Origin of the sequence: Brotaphodocola sp. (assembly GCF_050873365.1) — a bacterium.
GTDB lineage: Bacteria > Bacillota > Clostridia > Lachnospirales > Lachnospiraceae > Brotaphodocola.
Window position 1 is genome coordinate 24,827 of the sequence record NZ_JBNMIQ010000007.1, and the last position, 21,198, is coordinate 46,024.

General features: G+C 48.2%; 14 protein-coding genes. 11 read left to right on the plus strand and 3 right to left on the minus strand.

Annotation, left to right across the window (positions count from 1 at the left end):
* The first annotated feature begins 6 nt into the window (after positions 1 to 6).
* From ACR0QT_RS05200 to clpX, 5 genes are all read left to right on the plus strand, one after another.
* Entirely contained in the window at positions 7 to 1,038 is a 1,032-nt protein-coding gene (locus ACR0QT_RS05200; RefSeq protein ID WP_432629802.1) for a glycosyltransferase family 2 protein, read from the plus strand.
* Positions 1,039 to 1,284: 246 nt separating this feature from the next.
* Positions 1,285 to 2,697, plus strand: coding sequence for an undecaprenyl-phosphate glucose phosphotransferase (locus tag ACR0QT_RS05205; RefSeq protein ID WP_432629803.1), 1,413 nt, complete (start codon positions 1,285 to 1,287; stop codon positions 2,695 to 2,697).
* A gap of 280 nt (positions 2,698 to 2,977) precedes the next feature.
* Positions 2,978 to 5,104: an LCP family protein gene (locus ACR0QT_RS05210; protein ID WP_432629804.1), complete on the plus strand. Its 2,127-nt coding sequence runs from the start codon at positions 2,978 to 2,980 to the stop codon at positions 5,102 to 5,104.
* Between the two features lie 763 nt (positions 5,105 to 5,867).
* The gene (locus ACR0QT_RS05215) at positions 5,868 to 7,187 is read left to right on the plus strand and encodes a S1C family serine protease (protein ID WP_432629886.1); all 1,320 of its coding nucleotides are present in this window, start codon (positions 5,868 to 5,870) and stop codon (positions 7,185 to 7,187) included.
* 317 nt (positions 7,188 to 7,504) lie between these two features.
* Positions 7,505 to 8,950 carry an ATP-dependent Clp protease ATP-binding subunit ClpX gene (gene clpX / locus ACR0QT_RS05220; protein ID WP_432629887.1) on the plus strand — a complete coding sequence of 482 codons (1,446 nt, stop codon included), beginning with the start codon at positions 7,505 to 7,507 and terminating at the stop codon, positions 8,948 to 8,950.
* Between the two features lie 83 nt (positions 8,951 to 9,033).
* Here clpX and ACR0QT_RS05225 read toward each other — a convergent pair whose 3' ends face one another.
* On the minus strand, positions 9,034 to 10,773 hold the full coding sequence (locus ACR0QT_RS05225) for a S8 family peptidase (RefSeq protein WP_432629805.1): 1,740 nt from the start codon (positions 10,771 to 10,773) through the stop codon (positions 9,034 to 9,036).
* Between the two features lie 694 nt (positions 10,774 to 11,467).
* Here ACR0QT_RS05225 and ACR0QT_RS05230 point away from each other — a divergent pair.
* Positions 11,468 to 12,154, plus strand: coding sequence for a signal peptidase II (locus tag ACR0QT_RS05230; protein WP_432629806.1), 687 nt, complete (start codon positions 11,468 to 11,470; stop codon positions 12,152 to 12,154).
* Positions 12,155 to 12,190: 36 nt separating this feature from the next.
* Here ACR0QT_RS05230 and ACR0QT_RS05235 read toward each other — a convergent pair whose 3' ends face one another.
* Complete coding sequence (locus tag ACR0QT_RS05235) at positions 12,191 to 12,556, minus strand: TIGR04086 family membrane protein (protein WP_432629807.1); 366 nt, start codon at positions 12,554 to 12,556, stop codon at positions 12,191 to 12,193.
* Between the two features lie 250 nt (positions 12,557 to 12,806).
* Between ACR0QT_RS05235 and rpsL the strand changes: the two genes are divergently transcribed.
* The 5 genes from rpsL to ACR0QT_RS05260 all read left to right on the plus strand — a co-directional run bounded on the left by rpsL (position 12,807) and on the right by ACR0QT_RS05260 (position 19,116).
* Positions 12,807 to 13,229, plus strand: coding sequence for a 30S ribosomal protein S12 (gene rpsL / locus ACR0QT_RS05240; RefSeq protein ID WP_177977076.1), 423 nt, complete (start codon positions 12,807 to 12,809; stop codon positions 13,227 to 13,229).
* A gap of 247 nt (positions 13,230 to 13,476) precedes the next feature.
* Complete coding sequence (rpsG, locus tag ACR0QT_RS05245) at positions 13,477 to 13,947, plus strand: 30S ribosomal protein S7 (RefSeq protein WP_308450927.1); 471 nt, start codon at positions 13,477 to 13,479, stop codon at positions 13,945 to 13,947.
* A 15-nt stretch (positions 13,948 to 13,962) separates the two neighbouring features.
* Positions 13,963 to 16,086, plus strand: coding sequence for an elongation factor G (fusA, locus tag ACR0QT_RS05250; protein WP_432629808.1), 2,124 nt, complete (start codon positions 13,963 to 13,965; stop codon positions 16,084 to 16,086).
* A 154-nt stretch (positions 16,087 to 16,240) separates the two neighbouring features.
* Positions 16,241 to 17,434: an elongation factor Tu gene (tuf, locus tag ACR0QT_RS05255; RefSeq protein WP_432626499.1), complete on the plus strand. Its 1,194-nt coding sequence runs from the start codon at positions 16,241 to 16,243 to the stop codon at positions 17,432 to 17,434.
* 365 nt (positions 17,435 to 17,799) lie between these two features.
* Positions 17,800 to 19,116, plus strand: a complete 1,317-nt coding sequence (locus tag ACR0QT_RS05260; protein ID WP_432629809.1) for a S8 family peptidase — start codon at positions 17,800 to 17,802, stop codon at positions 19,114 to 19,116.
* A 310-nt stretch (positions 19,117 to 19,426) separates the two neighbouring features.
* Here ACR0QT_RS05260 and ACR0QT_RS05265 read toward each other — a convergent pair whose 3' ends face one another.
* Positions 19,427 to 21,034: a D-alanyl-D-alanine carboxypeptidase family protein gene (locus tag ACR0QT_RS05265; RefSeq protein WP_432629810.1), complete on the minus strand. Its 1,608-nt coding sequence runs from the start codon at positions 21,032 to 21,034 to the stop codon at positions 19,427 to 19,429.
* Positions 21,035 to 21,198: the final 164 nt, after the last annotated feature.

The following is a 21,198-nucleotide window of genomic DNA, read 5'->3' on the forward strand; positions in this document are numbered from 1 at the left end:
AGCAAGATGAGTGAGATGAAAAAAGCGACGATTATCATTCCAAATTACAATGGTCTGAAATTCATGGAAATGTGCATGAGCGCACTTGAGAAGCAGACCTGCAAGGATTTTGAGATTCTCGTTGTCGACAATGGATCGACGGATGGGAGTGTTGAGTGGCTGAAAGAACATGAGATTCCCTCGATTTTTCTTCCGGAGAACACGGGATTTTCCGGCGCGGTCAATGTGGGAATCAAGGCGTCAAAAACTCCATTTGTGATTCTGTTAAACAATGATACCGAGGCGAAAGAGGGATATGTCGAGGCGCTGATCCGTGAGATTGAGCGCTCGCCGAAGATTTTCTCGGTCAGCCCGAAGATGATTCAGCTCTACCACAAGGAGCTGATGGATGATGGCGGAGATATGTATAGCATCATGGGTTGGGCGTATCAGCGCGGAGTCGGTCAGGAGATTGAGCGATACAACCGTGCGTGCAACGTGTTCTCAGCGTGTGCCGGTGCAGCGATTTATCGCAGGGAGATCTTTGAGGAGATCGGATATTTTGACGAGATGCATTTTGCATATCTCGAGGATATCGACGTAGGATACCGCGCAAAGATTGCGGGATACTATAACCGTTACTGCCCGTCTGCCGAGATCTATCATGTCGGGAGCGGAACGAGCGGATCGAAGTACAATGAATTCAAAGTTCGTCTCGCGGCGCGCAACAACGTTTACTTAAATTATAAGAACATGCCGGGATGGCAGTTGCTCTTAAACAGCGTTCCGATCGGTCTTGGAATTCTCGGAAAATATTTCTTCTTCAAGAAAAAAGGATTTGAGAAGGAGTATGTCGGTGGAGTTCTCGAGGGAATCCGCACGGTGAAGAAGACAAAGAAAGTCGTTTATCGACCAGAGGATTTTCAGAATTATCTCGCGATCGAGTGGGAGCTGATCTACGGCGCAATCCTCTATATCTATGAGTTTGGAAGACGGCAGATCAAAAAGAAGCTTCGTAACTGTTCAGTACCTTCACAGTTACGAGCAAAAATCCATTGAAAATTGCCTTCGGCAATGGGATTTTTGCCTGTAAGTCCATGTTTTTGTACGGTCAGCGCAGTGAATGCGCAGACCTACTGAACAGTTACGAAACTTCAAAAATAATGTTACAGGTTGTGAATATAACATTACGAAATTTAAGAGAAATTTAATAGTGCAAAGAAAAGAATTCGTGTATAATCGTTATCATTGAGTTGCTATGCGCTTAAATAGGGAGGAGTTTTCCCTGTACGGAGGCAAAAATAAATGATAAAGAGTAACCAAAAGAGGCTGAACCGCATGCATGTGGTGCTGGATGCACTGGTGATTGCAGGGGCGTACATCCTGAGCTGGTTTGTGACAATAAAGAGTGGCTGGTTTGACACGGGAGGCGTGCTTCCCGACTGGTTTTATATGGGAGCACTGCTGGTGCTTGTGCCGTTGTACCTGCTACTGTATACAATTTTTCAGCTTTTCACCCCGAAACGGGTGCAGGGGCGCAGGCAGGAATTTGCCAATATCTGCAAGGCGAACCTGATCGGATTTCTGATCAGCGGTCTGCTCCTCTATCTGACAGGTAAAAATCCATATCTGAGAGAGTTCTCTCGAAAACTCGTCATTGTCTTCTGTGCGGTCAATGTGACGGCAGAGACGATTGAGAGGAATTTGATCCGAATTTTCCTGCGCTCTATGCGGGCGAAGGGATACAATCAGAAGCATATTCTTCTGATCGGATACAGCCGGGCAGCGGAAAATTATATTGACCGCGTGCTGGCAAATCCGGAGTGGGGGTATCAGATTCACGGCATTCTCGACGATCACAAGGCGAGGGGGAGCGAGTACCGGGGCATCAAGGTCATCGGACCGATCAGCAATCTGAGAAACATTCTGAATCTGAATTTCATGGATGAGATTGCGATCACGCTCTGTATTCGGGAATATGGGATTCTCGAGGATCTGGTGGCGGAATGCGAGAAATCCGGCGTACACACAAAGTTTATTCCGGATTACAACAACATTATTCCGACAAGACCTTACACGGAAGATCTTCAGGGACTTCCGGTTATCAATATCCGCCGCGTTCCGCTCAGCGATCCGCTGAATGCGATGATGAAACGTGCTGTCGATATTTTTGGAGCGCTGGTAGCGTTGATTTTGTTTTCACCGATCATGATCGTCACAGCGATTTTGATTAAGCTGACAGCTCCCGGTCCTCTGATCTATTGCCAGGAGCGAGTTGGACTTCACAATCGACCGTTTAAGATGTACAAATTCCGGTCGATGGAAGTGCAGGACCCGAAGAAGGAGAAAAATCAGTGGACGAGTCCTCATGATCCGCGCGTGACGCCGATCGGAAGATTCATCAGAAAAACAAGTATCGACGAGATGCCACAGCTTTTCAACGTGCTGTTTGGCGATATGAGTCTGGTTGGTCCGAGACCGGAGCGACCATTCTTTGTAGAAAAATTCAAGGAAGAGATTCCACGATATATGATCAAGCATCAGGTTCGACCGGGAATGACCGGATGGGCGCAGGTCAATGGTCTGCGCGGAGACACCTCGATCACGAAGCGAATCGAGCATGATTTGTATTATATCGAGAACTGGACACTTGGATTTGACTTTAAGATCCTGTTTCTGACGTTTTTTAAGGGCTTTATCAATAAGAATGCTTATTAAATTTTATTAGATTAATTAAATGAGACATGAGACATGAAAGATGAAACATGAAAGAAAAAGCTGTTTTTAAACTTCAGGGATTTATGGAAGCAGATAGAGGGATCAATGGACAACAAATTGCTGTGAGTGGATAAGCGTGGATAATAGACAAATGAGTGGTGCGCTGACAGACAGTGGACAACGGACACCTGAGGATACGGGAAGAAAGTAGAAAGTGATGATCTGAGAGGATCAGGATGATTGGCTTCTTTCCGGGCAATAAATAAAATGAGGTAGATATATGAGTCGTGAGTACGAGGAAGACAGAAGACAGGGAGACGAGCGAAGCCGTCGCCGGACTTCAGAGCGTCAGAGAGAGATGGAAGGACCGGTTATCATGGAGGGCGGTTCGGTGACAGTGAGTCGTTCCGGACATTCGATGCATTCTGCACGTTCGGCGCGATCTGTGCGCAGGGTTCGCAGTGTGCAGACTTCTGTAAATTCTGGAAGTTCTGTAAGTTCCGGAAATTCCGGAAGCAAGGAAGCAAAGCGGTGGCGCACAGCAGCCTCTTCACCGGAGTCCGGTGCGGGGAGACGCCAGAGTGCACAGAGAAATGTTTCGCCAAGCAAAAATATTTCCAAGAGCACAGCTTCAAGCGGAGGCAGTGGCAATTATAACAATGGCGGTCATGGAAATGGTGGTGGTCGCAACGGTGGCAATGGTGGCAACAATAATGGTTATAATGGCAATAATAATGGAAATAACAACCTGCCGAATCCGAGAAAAGAGATGGAGCGCGCCAAGAAGAGAAGAACGATCCGCAGAATCATCACGACAGTGATTGCGGAGTGCTTTGCGCTGTTCTTTATTTTCGGATATGGATTTTTCGCGCGCACGGCGGCAAAGATTCAGCGACCGAGCGAGGAAGAGATGAAGGAAGTTACGGTCAATCAGGATCTTCCGGAGGTTGCAACCCAGAATATGAAGGGTTACTGGACAATCGCAGTCTTCGGTGTGGATGCCCGTGACAATGCAATCAAGAAGGATACGAATGCGGATGTCAACATCATTTGTAGCATCAATCTGGAAAATGGAGAGATTAAGCTCGTTTCCGTTTACCGTGATTCCTATCTGAACATCAGTCAGGAGAAGGGAAGCTACAATAAGATTAATCAGGCATATTTCCTTGGAGGACCGGCTCAGGCGATGACAGCGTTAAACCGCAACCTCGATCTGAATATTACGGACTATATCACCTTTAACTGGAAGGCAGTTGCACAGGGAATTGATATTCTTGGCGGTGTCGATGTGGAGCTGAGCAAGGCGGAGTTCTACTATATTAACTCTTTCATCACAGAGACCGTAAAGGCAACCGGAATCGGTTCGACCCAGCTGACTCATGCAGGAATGAATCATCTTGATGGTGTTCAGGCAGTTGCATATGGTCGTCTTCGTCTGATGGATACGGACTATGCGCGTACCGAGCGCCAGAGAAAGATTATTAGCCTTGCGTTTGAGAAAGCGCAGAAGGCAGATTTCCAGACGCTTTATCGTCTGATCGGAACCGTGTTCCCGAATACTTACACGAGCCTCTGGGTGGATGATCTTGTAAACAATGCGAAGAACATCTCGAAGTTCCATCTTGTAGATACGACTGGATTCCCGCAGGCGCGCGGTGAGGCGAATATGGGCAAGAAGGGTGCGGTTGTTGTTCCGGCAACGCTTGAGAGCAATGTCAAACTGCTTCATGAGTTCCTCTATGATGAGACCGATTATGAGCCGTCTGAGACTGTAAAGAAGATCGGTGAGAAGATCTCTGCGGATACCGGCATCTATAAAGAGGGTCAGGTTGTCAAAAAAGTGGGAACAGACAGTGGCGTTGTTCAGCCACAGAAGACAACGGCTTCTGCGACAACTGGGTCTTCAAAGAATTCTAAGGATGAGTCTGACACGGATGACAAGAAGGATGTAAAGGTGACCGTGGAGCCGGGTGATTCATCTACCGGAAAGATTTCTGAGAGTGCGAAGGCGGATGAGAAAAATTCCAAGGACTCTAAGGAATCGAATGCTCATGAAACGACATCTGCAAAGGATTCAAAGGAAACGAAGGACGCAAAAGAGATGACGAAGGAGACAAAAGAAGAGAAGGGAACGACAGAAATTAAGGAGACGATTGCGCCGAAGGAGAGCACGAGTGCGAACCATGCGGGAACGTCGACAACTTCCGCTTCTCGAGAGACAACAGCGTCTCATTCTACTTCCGGTGGAACTTCTGAGCTCCCGACGGCATCGACTGTACGCGGAGAGGGACCGGCTTCATCTACGACGTCAGCGTCCAAGGAGACCACGGCACATGTGGGACCGGGAGGAACAAGTACAACGCCGACTACGGCTGGATCCGGTCCGGTTTCGAGACCAGGGCAGTAAAGTGGGCTGGTGTTAGCTAGCACGATGAAGATTTTAAACATTTTCGACAGGTAATAAAAAAATAAGAGATCATAAGATGGCTCATGGCTCCGTTCACGGGTAAAGTCATGCAAACGCGCTCTCGCTCCGGGTTCGACGTAGCGGTGCATAAGGTTGCAAACTACGCAACCTAAGCACCGACGTCTCACACGGGTTTGCATGTACTTTCCCGCTGACGGAGCCTTTTCTGCATACACGTTTTTCCAAACCATTATTTCTATGTGCATTTGGGTTGAGGGAAACTATTTTATTTGCGGTTTTGGTTGTGAACAAATCTGATTGTATTTTTCTTATGTGTATGTTTCACACCTTAGATACGTTTCCATCACATTTCCGACACAATTAATTGTTATAGTCTTGATAGTAAAGAGAGAACATTACTGTAACGGGTAGGCATTTTTTGAACGGAAAATGCCGTATGATACAGTGGTGGTAGCAGATTTTGCCGATTTGGAATGCAAAGCATCGGCAAAATCCGTTGCTGTTTGCAGGGTGTGTGAACAGCAACGAGAATATAAAAGATATTTGCAATAGAAAATGGTTTCCTGAGACAGTGAGAGTATGATTGCGAATATCATGAGGTGATAGAGGAAAGGGGACTGGAGACATGTTTGAGGATGAGGATAGAGAGTTCCATGAAAATAATAGAGAGAACGATTATCGTGATGATGCATATGACAGAATGAATGAGAGCAGTGATGACGAACAGAGAACATCGCAGGAAATGTGGGAGGATGACGGACAGGAGTTTGTGAAGGAAGATCCTCAGAGCGGATGGGTGGAGAATCATCCGAATGCTCAGATTCCGGATGAGCCGGTTCCTGGTTCAAAGGGAATGCCACCGGTTGTCAAAAAGATTGCCGGAGTTGCGGTCTCAGCCGTTTTGTTTGGTGTGATTGCAGGCGGAACAATGTTTGGTGTGAATCAGGCGGGAAATTATCTGAGAGATCAGTATTTTCCGAAGAGTGAGACTCAGCTGACGATTGCTCAGGCGCCGACAGAAAATCAGAGTGGAGACACTGAATCTTCGGTTCAGACTGGAATGGATGTGTCGGAGATTGCTTCTAATGCAATGCCGTCCGTTGTGGCGATTAACAATACGATGCTGATGCAACAGCAGACCTGGTTCGGACCGGGAAGAACTGTGGAAGTTCCGAGCAGTGGTTCTGGAATCATTGTAGGTCAGAATGACAGTGAGCTTTTGATTGTGACGAATAATCACGTTGTCGAGGATTCCAATCAGCTGACCGTGACGTTTATTGATAACAGTCAGGTCAATGCGACGATCAAGGGAACGGATGCCGAACAGGATCTTGCAGTTATTGCAGTTTCTCTGAAAGATATTCCGGCGGAGGCGATGAGCCAGATTAAGATTGCGACGCTCGGAGATTCTGATGCGCTCAAGGTCGGTCAGGGTGTTGTCGCAATCGGAAATGCACTTGGATATGGACAGTCGGTGACGGTTGGATACATCAGTGCGCTTGACCGAGAAGTGAAGACGGATGAGACGGATGTAAAGAAACTTCTCCAGACGGATGCAGCGATCAACCCGGGTAACAGTGGTGGCGCACTTTTGAATATGAGAGGCGAGGTAATCGGAATCAACTCCGCAAAATATTCTTCGACCGAGGTTGAGGGAATGGGATATGCGATTCCGGTGTCTCAGGTAAAGGATATTATTAATCAGCTGATGAACCGCAAAGTCCGCACAGAGGTTGCACAGGCACAGCAGGGTTACCTTGGAATTCAGGGACAGAACATCGATGACAATGCAGCGTCGATGTATGGAATGCCAAAGGGAATCTATGTCTACAAGATTGTGGAGAACGGAGCAGCATCGAAATCAGAGTTGAAAGAAAAGGATATTATCACAAAGTTTGACGGACAGAGTGTTCGCACAATGGCAGATTTGAAAGATCTGTTGAAATATTATCGATCCGGTGAGACGGTTGACTTGACCGTTCAGTCGCTTGAGAACGGAGAGTATCAGGAGCGTACTGTTTCAATCACGCTTGGAACTAGACCGGCGGACAGCAAACAGTAACGAACAGAGATAAATTTAGGATACAAAGAGTTTAGATAAAAATGGGGTACTGTGGTGAAAGGGAAAATTCTTTTGTCACAGTACCTTTTGTGTTACAGCAAATGGGTAGGAATTTTTTGAACGGGCTCTCTTTTTCTGCTTGGCAGATTTTCTCCATTGACCTGTGAAGAAGATGCGTATAAAGTATACATGAGAGAGAAAATGATTGATTGGATCAGGGTAGGAGAAGGAGAACAAGGATGGAAGACTTCAGAGAAGTACAGGATGAACAGAAAAAAGATGATGTGAAAGAGATAACAGGAGAAAAGACAGAAAATATGGAGATAGATAAGACCACAGAGAAGAAGGAAAACTCTTCGGATACACAGGAGTATGAGAAAGTCTGCTATATTTGCCGGAGACCGGAGAGCAAGGCGGGAAGCATGATCATGATGCCGGGAAATATTTGCCTTTGCCATGATTGCATGCAGAAAGCCTTTGATTCAATTATGGGAAATGGCATGGATATGTCAAAAATTGACTGGTCGAAGATGGATCTCTCCCAGATTCCGGGAATGCCATATATGAATATGAACTTTACGAATCCGACAGATATGGAGGGATTCGGGAATGCGATGATCTCAAACAAGCAGAAAGTGAAGAAGCGCAAGGAGAAAAACGGACCGGATTTTCAGTTGAAGGATATCCCGGCACCTCATATTTTGAAGGCAAAGCTCGATGAGTATGTGATTGGTCAGGACAAGGCGAAAAAGGTGATGGCAGTTGCCGTTTATAATCATTATAAGAGAATTTTTGATGAGGAACAGCGTGCTGTGCTTGCGAAAAAAGGAGAGGAGCAGGCAGATGATGTGCACATTGAAAAGTCCAATATCCTGATGATCGGACCGACTGGAAGCGGAAAGACGTATCTTGTAAAGACGCTTGCAAATCTGTTGAATGTTCCGCTCGCAATTGCCGATGCGACTTCGCTGACAGAGGCAGGTTATATTGGAGATGACATTGAAAGCGTAGTCTCTAAACTTTTAACGGCTTCCGGAAATGATGTCGAGAAGGCGGAACATGGAATCATCTTTATCGATGAGATTGATAAAATTGCGCGCAAGAAGGAGACGAATACCAGAGATGTGAGCGGAGAGTCCGTTCAGCAGGAACTTTTAAAGCTCCTTGAGGGAAGTACGGTGGAGGTTCCGGTCGGAGCGGGTCAGAAAAACGCACTTACGCCGACGACAACCGTAAATACAGAAAATATTCTGTTCATCTGCGGGGGCGCTTTCCCGGATCTTGAGACGATCATCCGTGAGCGTTTGCAGAAGAAGTCCTCAATGGGATTCGGAGCAGTTCTCAAGGATCAGGCAGAGCAGGAGAGACAGATTCTCTCAAAGGTGACGACAGAGGATCTCAGAAAGTTCGGCATGATTCCGGAGTTTCTTGGAAGACTGCCGGTTACGGTCACGCTTGAGAAATTGAGTGAAGATCTGCTGATGAGAATTCTCAGAGAGCCGAAGAATGCGATTCTCCGTCAGTATGAGAAACTTCTCTCGATGGATGAGGTCAAGCTCGAGTTTGAGGAGGATGCGCTCAGATGGATTGCGGAGGAAGCACTCCGGAGAGACACCGGAGCGCGTGCTCTGCGAGCAATTCTTGAAGAGTTCATGCTCGATATCATGTATGAGATTCCGAAAGATCCGGGGATCGGCACGGTTGTTGTGACTCGCTCGTACCTTGAGAAAAAAGGTGGTCCATTGATTCAGATGCGTGGATAGGCGTTATCCGTCTTAAATGTAGACGGATACGGATTTTTTAATCACATTGTCTTGTTCGTGGATGAGTATTTTTGCGGACTTATTTATTGACGTAAATTTAAAAATGACTGATATAAATTCAGCGTTCCATATCCCCATTGTCTGTTCGGGTAGCGGAAGGCAGGATTTCTTCCGGCACCTCCGATCAGCATTGCCTTGACGGAGGTGCTTGTGAGGTAGGGCGCATTGCCGTCGACGAATGCCCATGAGAGAATATCGGCGCAGGCGCCCGCGGTGAGTCCGGCGGAGACGGAGGTTCCGGTTTTGCGGGTGAGGAGATTTTTTGGATCGACATTGGGATCGTCCGAGGAGGAAGCTCCCTGCACATCGACACCCGGAGCACACAGATCCGGTTTGATCGCACTGGAACGGGTGTATCCACGACTGCTGTGGATGTAAATGCTGTCCGTGAGATGGTTGTAAGCCCCCACAGTTACAGGCATCTGTCCGTTTCCGGGATCGGTGATCGTCGTATCCGGATCAGATCGGAGAAAGATGGTGCGAGGAGCGATAAATGGATTTTGTGGGAGCCAGATATGGAACTGTCCGCTGAGATAGAGCACCGGATAGACACGGATATGCCATATCCCCGGAGACGGGGTCTCAAGGCGCAGAAAGATCAGCTGGCTTCCCGAAGAACTCTCATAAGTCTGATAGGTAAGCGCGATCTTTGTCGCGTCGAGAGCAAAGGTGATCTCCGTTTCTTTTCCGAGAACAAGGGGGACGCGCTCGATCTGCTCTCCGGACGGCGACACAAAACCAATTGTGTAGAGATCGGGCTCATTTGCCCAAAGTTCCATGCAAAATCCATTTTCACCCTCCGCGACGCGAAGTTCCACATCTTCCCATTCTTCCTGTTCTGAAAGATTTCCCAGATAATGATGATGATATCCGGTCTCATTTCCGGCTCCTGCGACAGCGACAAGTCCCATCGAGCTTGTGAGCGCCTGAAGTTGAAGGCAGAGCGGGGAAGTTCCATCGTGACTTCCCTGCGACGTGCCGAGCCCAAAGAGAAGGACGAGGGGCATCCGGCGATCACCAGCTAACCCGAGGAGAAAGCTCACCGCACTCATAATATCATTTTCCTGATAGGCGGGAACATTTGGGGCGATTAAAAAGAAATCGCGCAGATACTGTTTTGCCGGCTTGAGTTTGACGACGGCAAGCTCTGCCTCCGGTGCAGAGCCGGAAAAGGCAGTCGGAGTCTGAATCCGGCTTCCACCGGCAACTCCCGCGAGAAAGGTACCGTGACCATCTGTATCCCGGGTCGGGACAAGTTCATAAGGATTTCTAAGACGCAGAGCATTGTTAATGTCATCCTGTGTGTATACAGTTCCGTAAAAAGGCTGAAAACCAGAAACCGCCTGTGGTTCGGTATCAGAAGGAATTGTCTGATCCCAGATTCCGACAATGCGTGTAGAACCGTCGGAACGGCGAAAAAGAGGACTTGTATAATCGATTCCAGTATCAATGATTCCGATCATGACGCCTCGCCCCGATGCACGGATTGCGGGCTGGCGAATCGCATCGAGAACGCCACTGCTCTCAAGTGCAGTGGTATCTAAAAGACTGTAAAGTTTTGGGATTGCGGTGTAAGTATAGCGACTGATGCTCAGAGGGAGAACACTCTCGAGTGGTGTGTGCACGATGGCAAATTCTCGGCTGATGAAATTGATGCAGGTACTGCTTGTGAATTTGAATACTTCATCGCTTGCGCGTGAAGAATAACGAAGAATAAAGTCGGCATAATCCTCCGATGCCGGATCAAAGGAACAGGGGATCATAATAGAAAACTCCGGTAATTCGCTTTTATTCTCTTATATTTTATGGAAACAGAATGAGAATGACAGATCAAATTTAATTCCAGAAAAGAAAAATGAATATAATGAATTTAATTTGACGGGAAATTGAGCAAATAGTAAAATGGATGTAAGAGCTTATCCAGATGCAGTTTAGTGTGCAAAAAGACAGAAAAATAAAGGGTGAGATATGCTCAGTGTGGGTGTTTGCTGAGTGTACTAGGATTATACGCTGTTTGCGATGCCTTGAATAGTAAAAAACTTGAATAGGATTTGTATATCAGGCTCAGACGCGGAAAAGTCAATGCAAACCCGTGTGAGACGTTGGTGCTTAGTTCGCGTATTTTGCGAACTTATGCACCACTACGTCGAACCCGGAGCGAGAGCGCGTTTGCATGACCTTATTCCGCGGTCGGAGCCGAAATCAAGAAAAGCAAGAGAAACAAGGACACAAGGCTTTTATTTCATGGTTGGAGCTGTAAGACACAGATATAATAAAGCTCTTATTTCATAGTCGGAGCCGTAAGAGGCAATTGTATTTTTGTATTTATGATAATATGTGATCGGATCAATTGTAATTCAGATTTCGATTAGATATGAAAGAAAGACTTCCGGCACTCAAATCCGCAGAAGCCTCTGCAAGCATTGCCTTGAATTGCCGGAGCGGAGAGGAGAAGATATGATTTATTTATTCTTAATTGCGGGGATCGCCGGCGGGGATCTCGCACTTAAATGGTGGGTGGAGAAGCAGAACCCAGAAGATTTCCCGCGGGAACTCAAGGGAAGCCACGGAAAAATCTGGCTTTACCGCAACCACAACGCAGGATTTCCATTTGGATTTCTCGAAAAGTATCAGCAGATTGTGCGATTGATCCCACTTTCGATCATTTCCGGTCTGTTTGGCGTATTTCTCTACCTGCTTCCGAAAAAGGGAGCACAGGCGCATGTGCAGAAGCTCGGTCTCTCGATCCTTCTCGGAGGTGCGCTCAGCAACCTCTACGACCGGATGGTGCGCCATTACGTCGTAGATTATTTCAGCATTCGAATCGGCGCACTCAAGAAAGTTGTTTTCAACCTTGGAGATTTTGCGGTCTTCTTGGGAAGTGGAATCCTCGCAATGTTCGGGATGGTTCAGGACGCGAGACAGACTCTTGCAAAGCATGCCGAGATGATGCAGGCGCAGGCAGAAAAATCGGAAGAACTCGGTGCGATGGCAGGACATGCAGGCATTTCAGGAAAAACGATGTCGGCCGTGTCAACTGCATGGAATAAAATGGAACATCCTCACGCACACTATACATCGGGACGAACTTCCCGTGTAGTCTCCCGTGCAGTTGGAAAAGAACGAAAACGCCAGGCAAAGTAATAGGCACCCCGCCCCTCAGACCATCAATCACAACATTTACCCTGCAATCCCTCCGATCATCCCGGAGACCGCACAGCAGATCACGATGGGAATGAGTCTGCTCGAGTAACGGCTCTCCTCCTGTCCGAAAAGCCAGGAGACGGCGACGAGAACGAGCACATAGAGAAGACCGGTCAAAAGTCCCCAGAAAAAACGGCGCGAGCGGATCAGGCGTGCGCTTGCGAATCCACCGACAAGGCAGGAGAGCGCGTAGACACCGAGGATCAGTGTGCCGGTCATTTGCTCGGAAATCTGCATTTTCCACACTGCGAAGGAGAGAAAAAGCAAAAGAATTCCGGAGATCAGATAGGAAATCAAAAGAGAAGTGAGAAGAGCTTTGGGTTGAAAACGGGAAGAGGACATGATGATTTGATCCTTTCTTAGTTTATTTTTGAAGGTTTCCGGTTCAGAAAATTCCTACCCATATACAGGGAAACAGAATCCACTACCATCATACAGAAAATCCTTGTAAAATATGAAAAATATCTTGACAGTGGCGAAGAATGTAGATATAATGATATGGCGTGCAAATTTCACGCAATGTTTTTGTGTGCAAAAAGCAAAAGCTTGAATGTACAGCAACCAACAGACAATATCACAGGAGGTGAAAAGAATGCCAACATTCAACCAGTTAGTGAGAAAGGGAAGACAGACCGCAGTTAAGAAGTCTACTGCTCCGGCTCTGCAGAAGGGATACAACTCTTTACAGAAGCGCGCAATCGATACTTCTTCTCCGCAGAAGAGAGGCGTTTGCACCGCAGTTAAGACTGCTACCCCGAAGAAGCCGAACTCTGCACTTCGTAAAATCGCCAGAGTACGTCTTTCCAACGGCATCGAAGTTACAAGCTATATCCCGGGTGAGGGACACAACCTTCAGGAGCACAGCGTTGTTCTGATCCGTGGAGGAAGAGTAAAGGACCTTCCGGGTACCAGATATCACATCATCAGAGGTACTCTGGATACCGCAGGCGTAGCCAACAGAAAGCAGGCTCGTTCTAAGTACGGCGCTAAGAGACCGAAAGCTACCAAGAAGTAAGATTGACTGCATAACAGTCAGACTGCCCCTGGCAGTGTAACAGATGGAGCAGATTCCCGCAGAAGCGGAATCCCGACTCCAATGTACCACTAACGTAAGTAAAAAGTGACTGCATATGCAGTTGCGCCGGAAGTTGATATTGACCTGTAGGTTGCAGGAAATAGATATTTACCCGCGCGAACACATTTTATGGAAACATGTGAGTACCGATGAATTAATGCAATTTATGATTAAGGAGGGAAGTAACGTGCCACGTAAAGGACATATTCAGAAAAGAGACGTATTAGCAGATCCTTTATACAACAACAAGGTTGTAACCAAGCTGATCAACAACATCATGCTGGATGGTAAGAAGGGTGTTGCTCAGAAGATCGTATACGGTGCATTTGGCCGTGTAGAAGAGAAGACCGGTAAGCCGGCAGTAGAGGTCTTTGAAGAGGCTATGAACAACATCATGCCTGTTCTGGAAGTAAAGGCAAAACGTATCGGTGGTGCTACCTATCAGGTGCCGATCGAGGTTAAGCCGGAGAGACGTCAGACCCTGGCACTTCGCTGGATCACCATGTTCTCCCGTAAGAGAGGCGAGAAGACCCAGGAAGAGAGACTGGCAAACGAGATTATGGATGCAGCAAACAACACTGGCGCATCTGTAAAGCGTAAAGAAGACATGCACAAGATGGCAGAGGCTAACAAGGCCTTCTCCCATTTCAGATTCTAATAGGAGGATAAAGCTTTGGCTGGAAGAGAATATCCGTTGGAGAGAACCAGAAATATTGGTATCATGGCTCATATCGATGCTGGTAAGACCACTTTGACTGAGCGTATCCTGTATTACACTGGTGTAAACTACAAGATCGGTGATACTCATGAAGGTACTGCAACCATGGACTGGATGGAGCAGGAGCAGGAGAGAGGTATTACCATTACTTCTGCAGCTACTACCTGTCACTGGACCATTCATGGTCAGGACAACCGTCCGATCAAGGGACAGCCGGAGTATCGTATCAACATCATCGATACCCCTGGACACGTAGACTTCACTGTTGAGGTTGAGCGTTCCCTCCGTGTACTGGACGGCGCAGTAGGCGTGTTCTGTGCAAAGGGTGGTGTAGAGCCGCAGTCTGAGAATGTATGGCGTCAGGCTGATACCTACAACGTACCGCGTATGGCATTCATCAACAAGATGGATATCCTGGGTGCAAACTTCTACGGCGCAGTAGAGCAGATTCGTACCAGACTTGGTAAGAACGCTATCTGCTTACAGCTCCCGATCGGTAAGGAAGACGAGTTCAAGGGAATCGTTGACCTGTTCGAGATGCAGGCTTACATCTACAACGATGATAAGGGTGACGACGTTACCGTTTGCGAGATCCCGGATGATATGAAGGATGATGCTGAGCTGTATCACACCGAGCTGGTAGAGAAGATCTGCGAGCTGGATGATGATCTGATGATGGCATACCTTGAGGGTGAAGAGCCGTCCGTTGAGGAACTGAAGAAGGTTCTGAGAAAGGCTACCTGCGAGTGTACCGCTGTTCCGGTATGCTGTGGTAGTGCATATAGAAACAAGGGTGTTCAGAGACTTCTGAACGCAATCATCGAGTTCATGCCGGCTCCGACCGACATCCCGGCTATCAAGGGTGTTGATATGGAGGGCAACGAGATCGAGCGTCATTCTTCTGATGACGAGCCGTTCGCTGCACTGGCATTCAAGATCATGACTGACCCGTTCGTTGGTAAGCTGGCATTCTTCCGTGTGTACTCCGGTACTCTGAACTCCGGTTCTTATGTACTGAATGCAACGAAGGATAAGAAGGAGCGTGTAGGACGTATCCTTCAGATGCATGCTAACAAGCGTCAGGAGCTCGACAAGGTTTACTCTGGTGATATCGCAGCAGCAGTAGGATTCAAGAATACTACTACTGGTGATACTATCTGTGATGAGCAGCATCCGGTAATCCTGGAGTCCATGGAGTTCCCGGAGCCGGTTATCGATATCGCAATCGAGCCGAAGACCAAGGCTGGTCAGGGCAAGATGAGCGAAGCTCTTGCAAAGCTGGCAGAGGAGGATCCGACCTTCCGTGCTTCTACCAATACCGAGACTGGTCAGACCATCATCTCTGGTATGGGTGAGCTTCATCTGGAGATCATCGTAGACCGTCTGCTGAGAGAGTTCAACGTTGAAGCAAACGTTGGTGCTCCGCAGGTTGCTTACAAGGAGACCTTTACTAAGGCTGTTGATGTAGATAGCAAGTACGCTAAGCAGTCTGGTGGTCGTGGTCAGTACGGTCACTGTAAAGTACACTTCGAGCCGATGGATCCGAACGGCGAGGAGACCTTCAAGTTCGAGTCTTCCGTAGTTGGTGGTGCTATTCCGAAGGAGTACATCCCGGCTGTTGGAGAGGGTATCGAAGAGGCTTCCAAGACTGGTATCCTGGCTGGATTCCCGGTACTGGGTGTTCATGCTAACGTATACGATGGTTCTTACCATGAGGTCGATTCTTCTGAGATGGCGTTCAAGATCGCTGGTTCCATGGCATTCAAGGATGCTATGCAGAAGGCTGGTGCTGTTCTTCTTGAGCCGATCATGAAGGTTGAGGTTACCATGCCGGAGGAGTACATGGGTGATGTTATCGGTGATATCAACTCCCGTCGTGGCCGTATCGAGGGTATGGATGACGTCGGCGGTGGTAAGATCGTAAAGGCTTACGTTCCGCTGTCTGAGATGTTCGGTTACTCCACCGACCTGCGTTCTAAGACTCAGGGTCGTGGTAACTACTCTATGTTCTTCGAAAAGTACGAGCAGGTTCCGAAGTCCGTACAGGATAAGATCATTAACGAGCATAAGGGCAACTAATACTAATGCAATCCTTAGCCTCCAGACAGTTTTTTGAACTGTCCGGGGGCTGGAAAATAGGCTTGAAAATATTGCGCAAATAGCATATAATTGTAAACAGCCTAATTATAAATCAACAAGCCCAAATGGGCCCAATTAAGGAGGACGCTATAAAATGGCAAAAGCAAAGTTTGAAAGAACCAAACCGCATTGTAACATTGGTACCATTGGCCACGTTGACCATGGTAAAACCACTCTGACTGCAGCAATTACCAAGACCCTGCACGAGAGATATGGCACTGGTGAGGCTGTTGCATTCGAGAATATCGATAAGGCTCCGGAGGAGAGAGAGCGTGGAATCACCATCTCTACCGCACACGTTGAGTATGAGACTCCGAAGAGACACTATGCACACGTTGACTGCCCAGGACATGCTGACTACGTTAAGAACATGATCACTGGTGCTGCACAGATGGATGGTGCTATCCTGGTAGTAGCAGCAACCGATGGTGTTATGGCTCAGACCCGTGAGCACATCCTGCTGTCCCGTCAGGTAGGCGTGCCGTACATCGTTGTATTCATGAACAAGTGCGATATGGTTGACGATCCGGAGCTGCTTGAGCTGGTAGACATGGAGATCCGTGAGCTGCTGAACGAGTACGAGTTCCCGGGCGATGACACCCCGATCATTCAGGGTTCCGCACTGAAGGCTCTTGAGGATCCGCAGAGCGAGTGGGGCGACAAGATCCTTGAGCTGATGGATGCTGTTGATAGCTGGATTCCGGATCCGCAGCGTGAGACTGATAAGCCGTTCCTGATGCCGGTTGAGGATGTATTCACCATTACCGGTCGTGGTACCGTAGCTACCGGTCGTGTAGAGCGTGGTGTTCTTCATCTGAACGATGAGGTTGAGATCCTTGGTATTAAGGATGACGTTAAGAAGACCGTTGTAACCGGTATCGAGATGTTCCGTAAGCTTCTGGATGAGGCTCAGGCTGGTGATAACATCGGTGCTCTGCTTCGTGGTATCCAGAGAACTGATATCGAGCGTGGCCAGGTTCTGGCTAAGCCGGGCAGCGTTACCTGCCATCACAAGTTCACCGCTCAGGTTTACGTTCTGACCAAGGACGAGGGTGGTCGTCATACTCCGTTCTTCAACAACTACCGTCCGCAGTTCTACTTCAGAACAACCGACGTTACCGGCGTTTGCGAGCTGCCGGAGGGCACCGAGATGTGCATGCCGGGCGATAACGTAGAGATGACCGTAGAGCTGATCCATCCGGTAGCAATGGAGCAGGGTCTTCGTTTCGCTATCCGTGAGGGTGGTAGAACCGTAGGTTCAGGCCGTGTTGTTTCTATCATTGAGTAATTAGAATTTCTAATTATCCACTGTTTAGAGCGCGATAAATAGGAGAAGCGTCAAATGACAAGATTTCTTGTTGTTTGGCGCTTCTTTTGCGTTGTAGATTGCAACGGCACATTATAACTGTATATGATAACGGTATACAGTAATTGTATATCGCAGTTCAAGTCAACGCTCGCGGAGACTTGGCGCGTGATTCCGGTCAGCTCTGCTGACATCTTCCCATCAGAATCACTGCGCATCCACTCTGAGTTATATATCGCGGATGAATGAGACCGTGACGCATTCGCGGATTTGTGCTATACTGAGTATGTTTCTGTTTGAAATCGGGGATACCTCCCATGCAGGGCGCGAAAAGGAGAGCTTCAGATATGACAAGAAAGAATTATAAGAGAGTGATTGCACCGCTTATGGCGGTGTTTCTGGCAGGAAATCTTCCGCTTGCCGTCTATGCGGAGCAGACGGAAATGGGAAACACGGAAATGGAAAATGCAGGGCAGAAAGCAACAACGGAGATGCCATTTTCCGCCCGGGTCTACGGTCCGGGAGAGGAGAATCTGTCTGCATCTGATCCCTATGCCCGCTATCAGTGGGGGCTCAAGAACGATGGGGAGCTTCAGTATGTAGAAATCCAGAATAAGTTTGAGAACAGCAACCCAGAGCTTGCAAAGCGGATTGATCTCGCCAATTATCTTGGAATTCCGGCTCCGGTCTCCGGTCCGGATGCCTACTATCAGGCGACGATCACCTCAGTGAAGGGAATTGACATCAACATCCTTCCGGCGTGGGAGCTGTATGATCAGGACACGACTTCGGAGCGAAGAAATGTTACAGTCGCCGTGATTGACACGGGAATCAACATCAATCATCCGGATTTGAAGGATTCGATCTGGACGAACGAGGGGGAGATCCCGGGAGACGGAATCGACAACGATGGAAACGGCTATGTGGACGATGTGCACGGCTGGAACTTTTTCAACAACACGAACCAGATCTATGTGGGAAAAGAGGATGACCACGGAACTCACGGTGCGGGAACGATCGCGGGAAGCCGTGGAAAAGATGGAATTGCGGGAATTGCGGACAATAAGTATGTAAAAATCATGCCGGTCAAGGTGCTCGGAACGGATTACGGTCTCGGTGAGGAAGAAGCGGTGATTCAGGCGATTCAGTATGCTGAGGCAAACGGCGCTTCAATCTGCAACCTGAGCTTTGGAACGACGACGTATTACCCGCACCTTGAGCAGGTGATGAGGGATTCCAAGATGCTCTTTGTCGTATCTGCCGGAAACGGCGATTCGGCGGGAAAGGGCATCAACATCGATGAGACTCCGGATTATCCGTCAGGTTTTGACTGTGACAATATCATCTCCGTCGCAAATCTGATCTTTGATGGAAACCTTGAGGCGAGCTCAAATTATGGCGTCAAGAACGTGGATATTGCAGCTCCGGGAACCTACATCGTCAGCACCGTCACCGATGGATATGGCTTCATGTCGGGAACTTCGATGGCAGCGCCGATGGTGACCGGAGTGGCGGCATTTCTGTACTCTTACCGCACCGATCTTGAACTCAAAGATGTGAGAAATGTAATTCTCAACTCAGCGCGAAAACTCGACACATTGACCGACAAGGTTGCGTGTGGAGGGATGCTCGACGCTTACTCGGCAATCACTTACGGAAAATAAAAAATATCCGGGAAGAATCTGGGAGAAATTTGGGAAGAGAAAAATGCCTGGAAAGAGAAAAAACGCCCGATCGGCATTCACGGTTATGTCTGTGAGTGCTGATCAGGCATTTTTTGTTTATTTTTGTTTCTGTTTGTCTCTTTTTATCTTATCTTTTTTTGTTTCTTTTTATTTCGCTCTGTGTTGTGTTATTTTCAAGTCGACGCTCACGGAGCGTATAACTCAGAAGGGGATTGTCTCCCCTCCTGAGAAAGTTTGTGATACCTCCACCTATAGAGGAGGGGGGACATCCACTCTGAGATATATGGATTTAGAAATCATCGTCAGAATCATTTTCTGCGGGATCTGTGGTCGTTACCTCATCCTCATCGGAGTCCAGATTTTCCTCATCCTCGGTGTGCTCCGAAGTCTCATGAACGGCATTTCTCTGTTGCTCTCTGAGGCGGGAATCGCGCTCTCTGCGCTCTGCCATCAACTTCTCAAAGGCATCTGTCTCACCGGCTTCCTGAAGGCGCTGGCGACGGCGCTCTCTGCGCTTTGCCATGGCGACTTTTTCTTCATGACGGCGATACAGAATCAGAAGAATCAGTGCGATCACGAGAAGACCAATGACACCGGCAACAATCAGAAGAATCGTCTGTGTGGAAGAGAGATTCAGAGATTGCCCAAGACCAGTCTTCTGGTTATCGGCCTTTGTCTCAGCAGGGGCTGTGGTCTCCAGCTCTGTGACCGCCGTGGTACTCTCAACTTCCGGCTCGCTCGTCTCCGGCTCTGCGCCGTTATTGACCTTGACTCCGTCTTTTGCAAGAAGGAAGGCTTTTCCGATTGCGCGGTCGTTGTAGGTGTATTTCAGAACTGCCGTTGCATTTGATGGGAACTCGTCCGGCAGGTAGTCGAGAGAGACTTCTGCGTCGTCAAACGAGGCGTCATTTGGCAGGGTGATGACCTTGTCAGGTTCGATCTTTAAATCCGATGCCTTGAAAGAACCGGTGTTGAGATCGATCGTGTCATTTCTGGTTACATAGCGCTCCTCCGCGTCCGCGATTACCACATTTTTGAAGTTGCGGAAGCCAAAGTCAAGGAGTGCCTGGGTGTCGAGGAAGTACTGGCGTGGCTGACCTTTCAGGATAACGGAGATCAGACGGCGTCCATCCTGCTCTGCGTAGGTCACAAGCGTGTTTCCGGCAGCCTGGGTGTAACCGGTCTTTCCGGCAACTGCGGACGGCGTGTAGAACTCACTTGAGGCATCCTCCGCGATCACGAGACGGTGCTCCTGCTGGAGAGTCTTTCCGTTCGGATTGTTCGTCGTCGGTGCAGTCTTGTAACTCGTCGTGGAGCTGATTTTTAAGAGCTCCTCGTTGTTGTAGGCAGCCTCACCGATCAGAGCCATGTCGTAGGCGGTCACATACTGGTCGCTGTTGCTCAAACCGGACGGATTGGCAAAATGGCTCTCCGTACAGCCGAGCTCCTTGATCTTCTCATTCATCATATCCACGAATCCGGAGAGACTTCCGGCAGTGTGGATCGCAAGGGCGTTTGCGGACTGGTTTGCGGAGACGAGAAGTAGGGAGTAGAGACAGTCCTCAACGGAGAGCTGGTCTCCTGCAACGATGCTGAGCTTATTTCCGCTGTCCGGGTCAACGCTGTTGACAGCCTCGGTTGTGAAGTCGACAGTCTCATCGAGATCACAGTTTTCGAGCACGACGAGGGCAGTCAGAAGTTTCGTGATACTTGCCGGTGCATAGGGAACGTGAATGTTCTGTCCGAAGAGAATCGCTCCGGAATCCATGTCCATCACGATGCCTGCCTCTGCCTGAATTCCGGTGTCAGCCGGCCAGTCAGGTTTGGCGAATGCAGTGATCGAAAAGATCTGGAAGGCCAGCAGAAAACACAAGATTTTTCTTATTTGTTGTTTCAATGGAATCCTCCTGTAATGTCTTGTTTTAGAAAAAATTTGCGTAAAATACCCGCATTTTACATGCTATTTTATCATAACTCATGGGAATAAAATATTCAACAAATATTGCAAAATTCCCCCTTTTCAGAAGAGTACTTTTGTAGTATGATATTACTCGCACCATA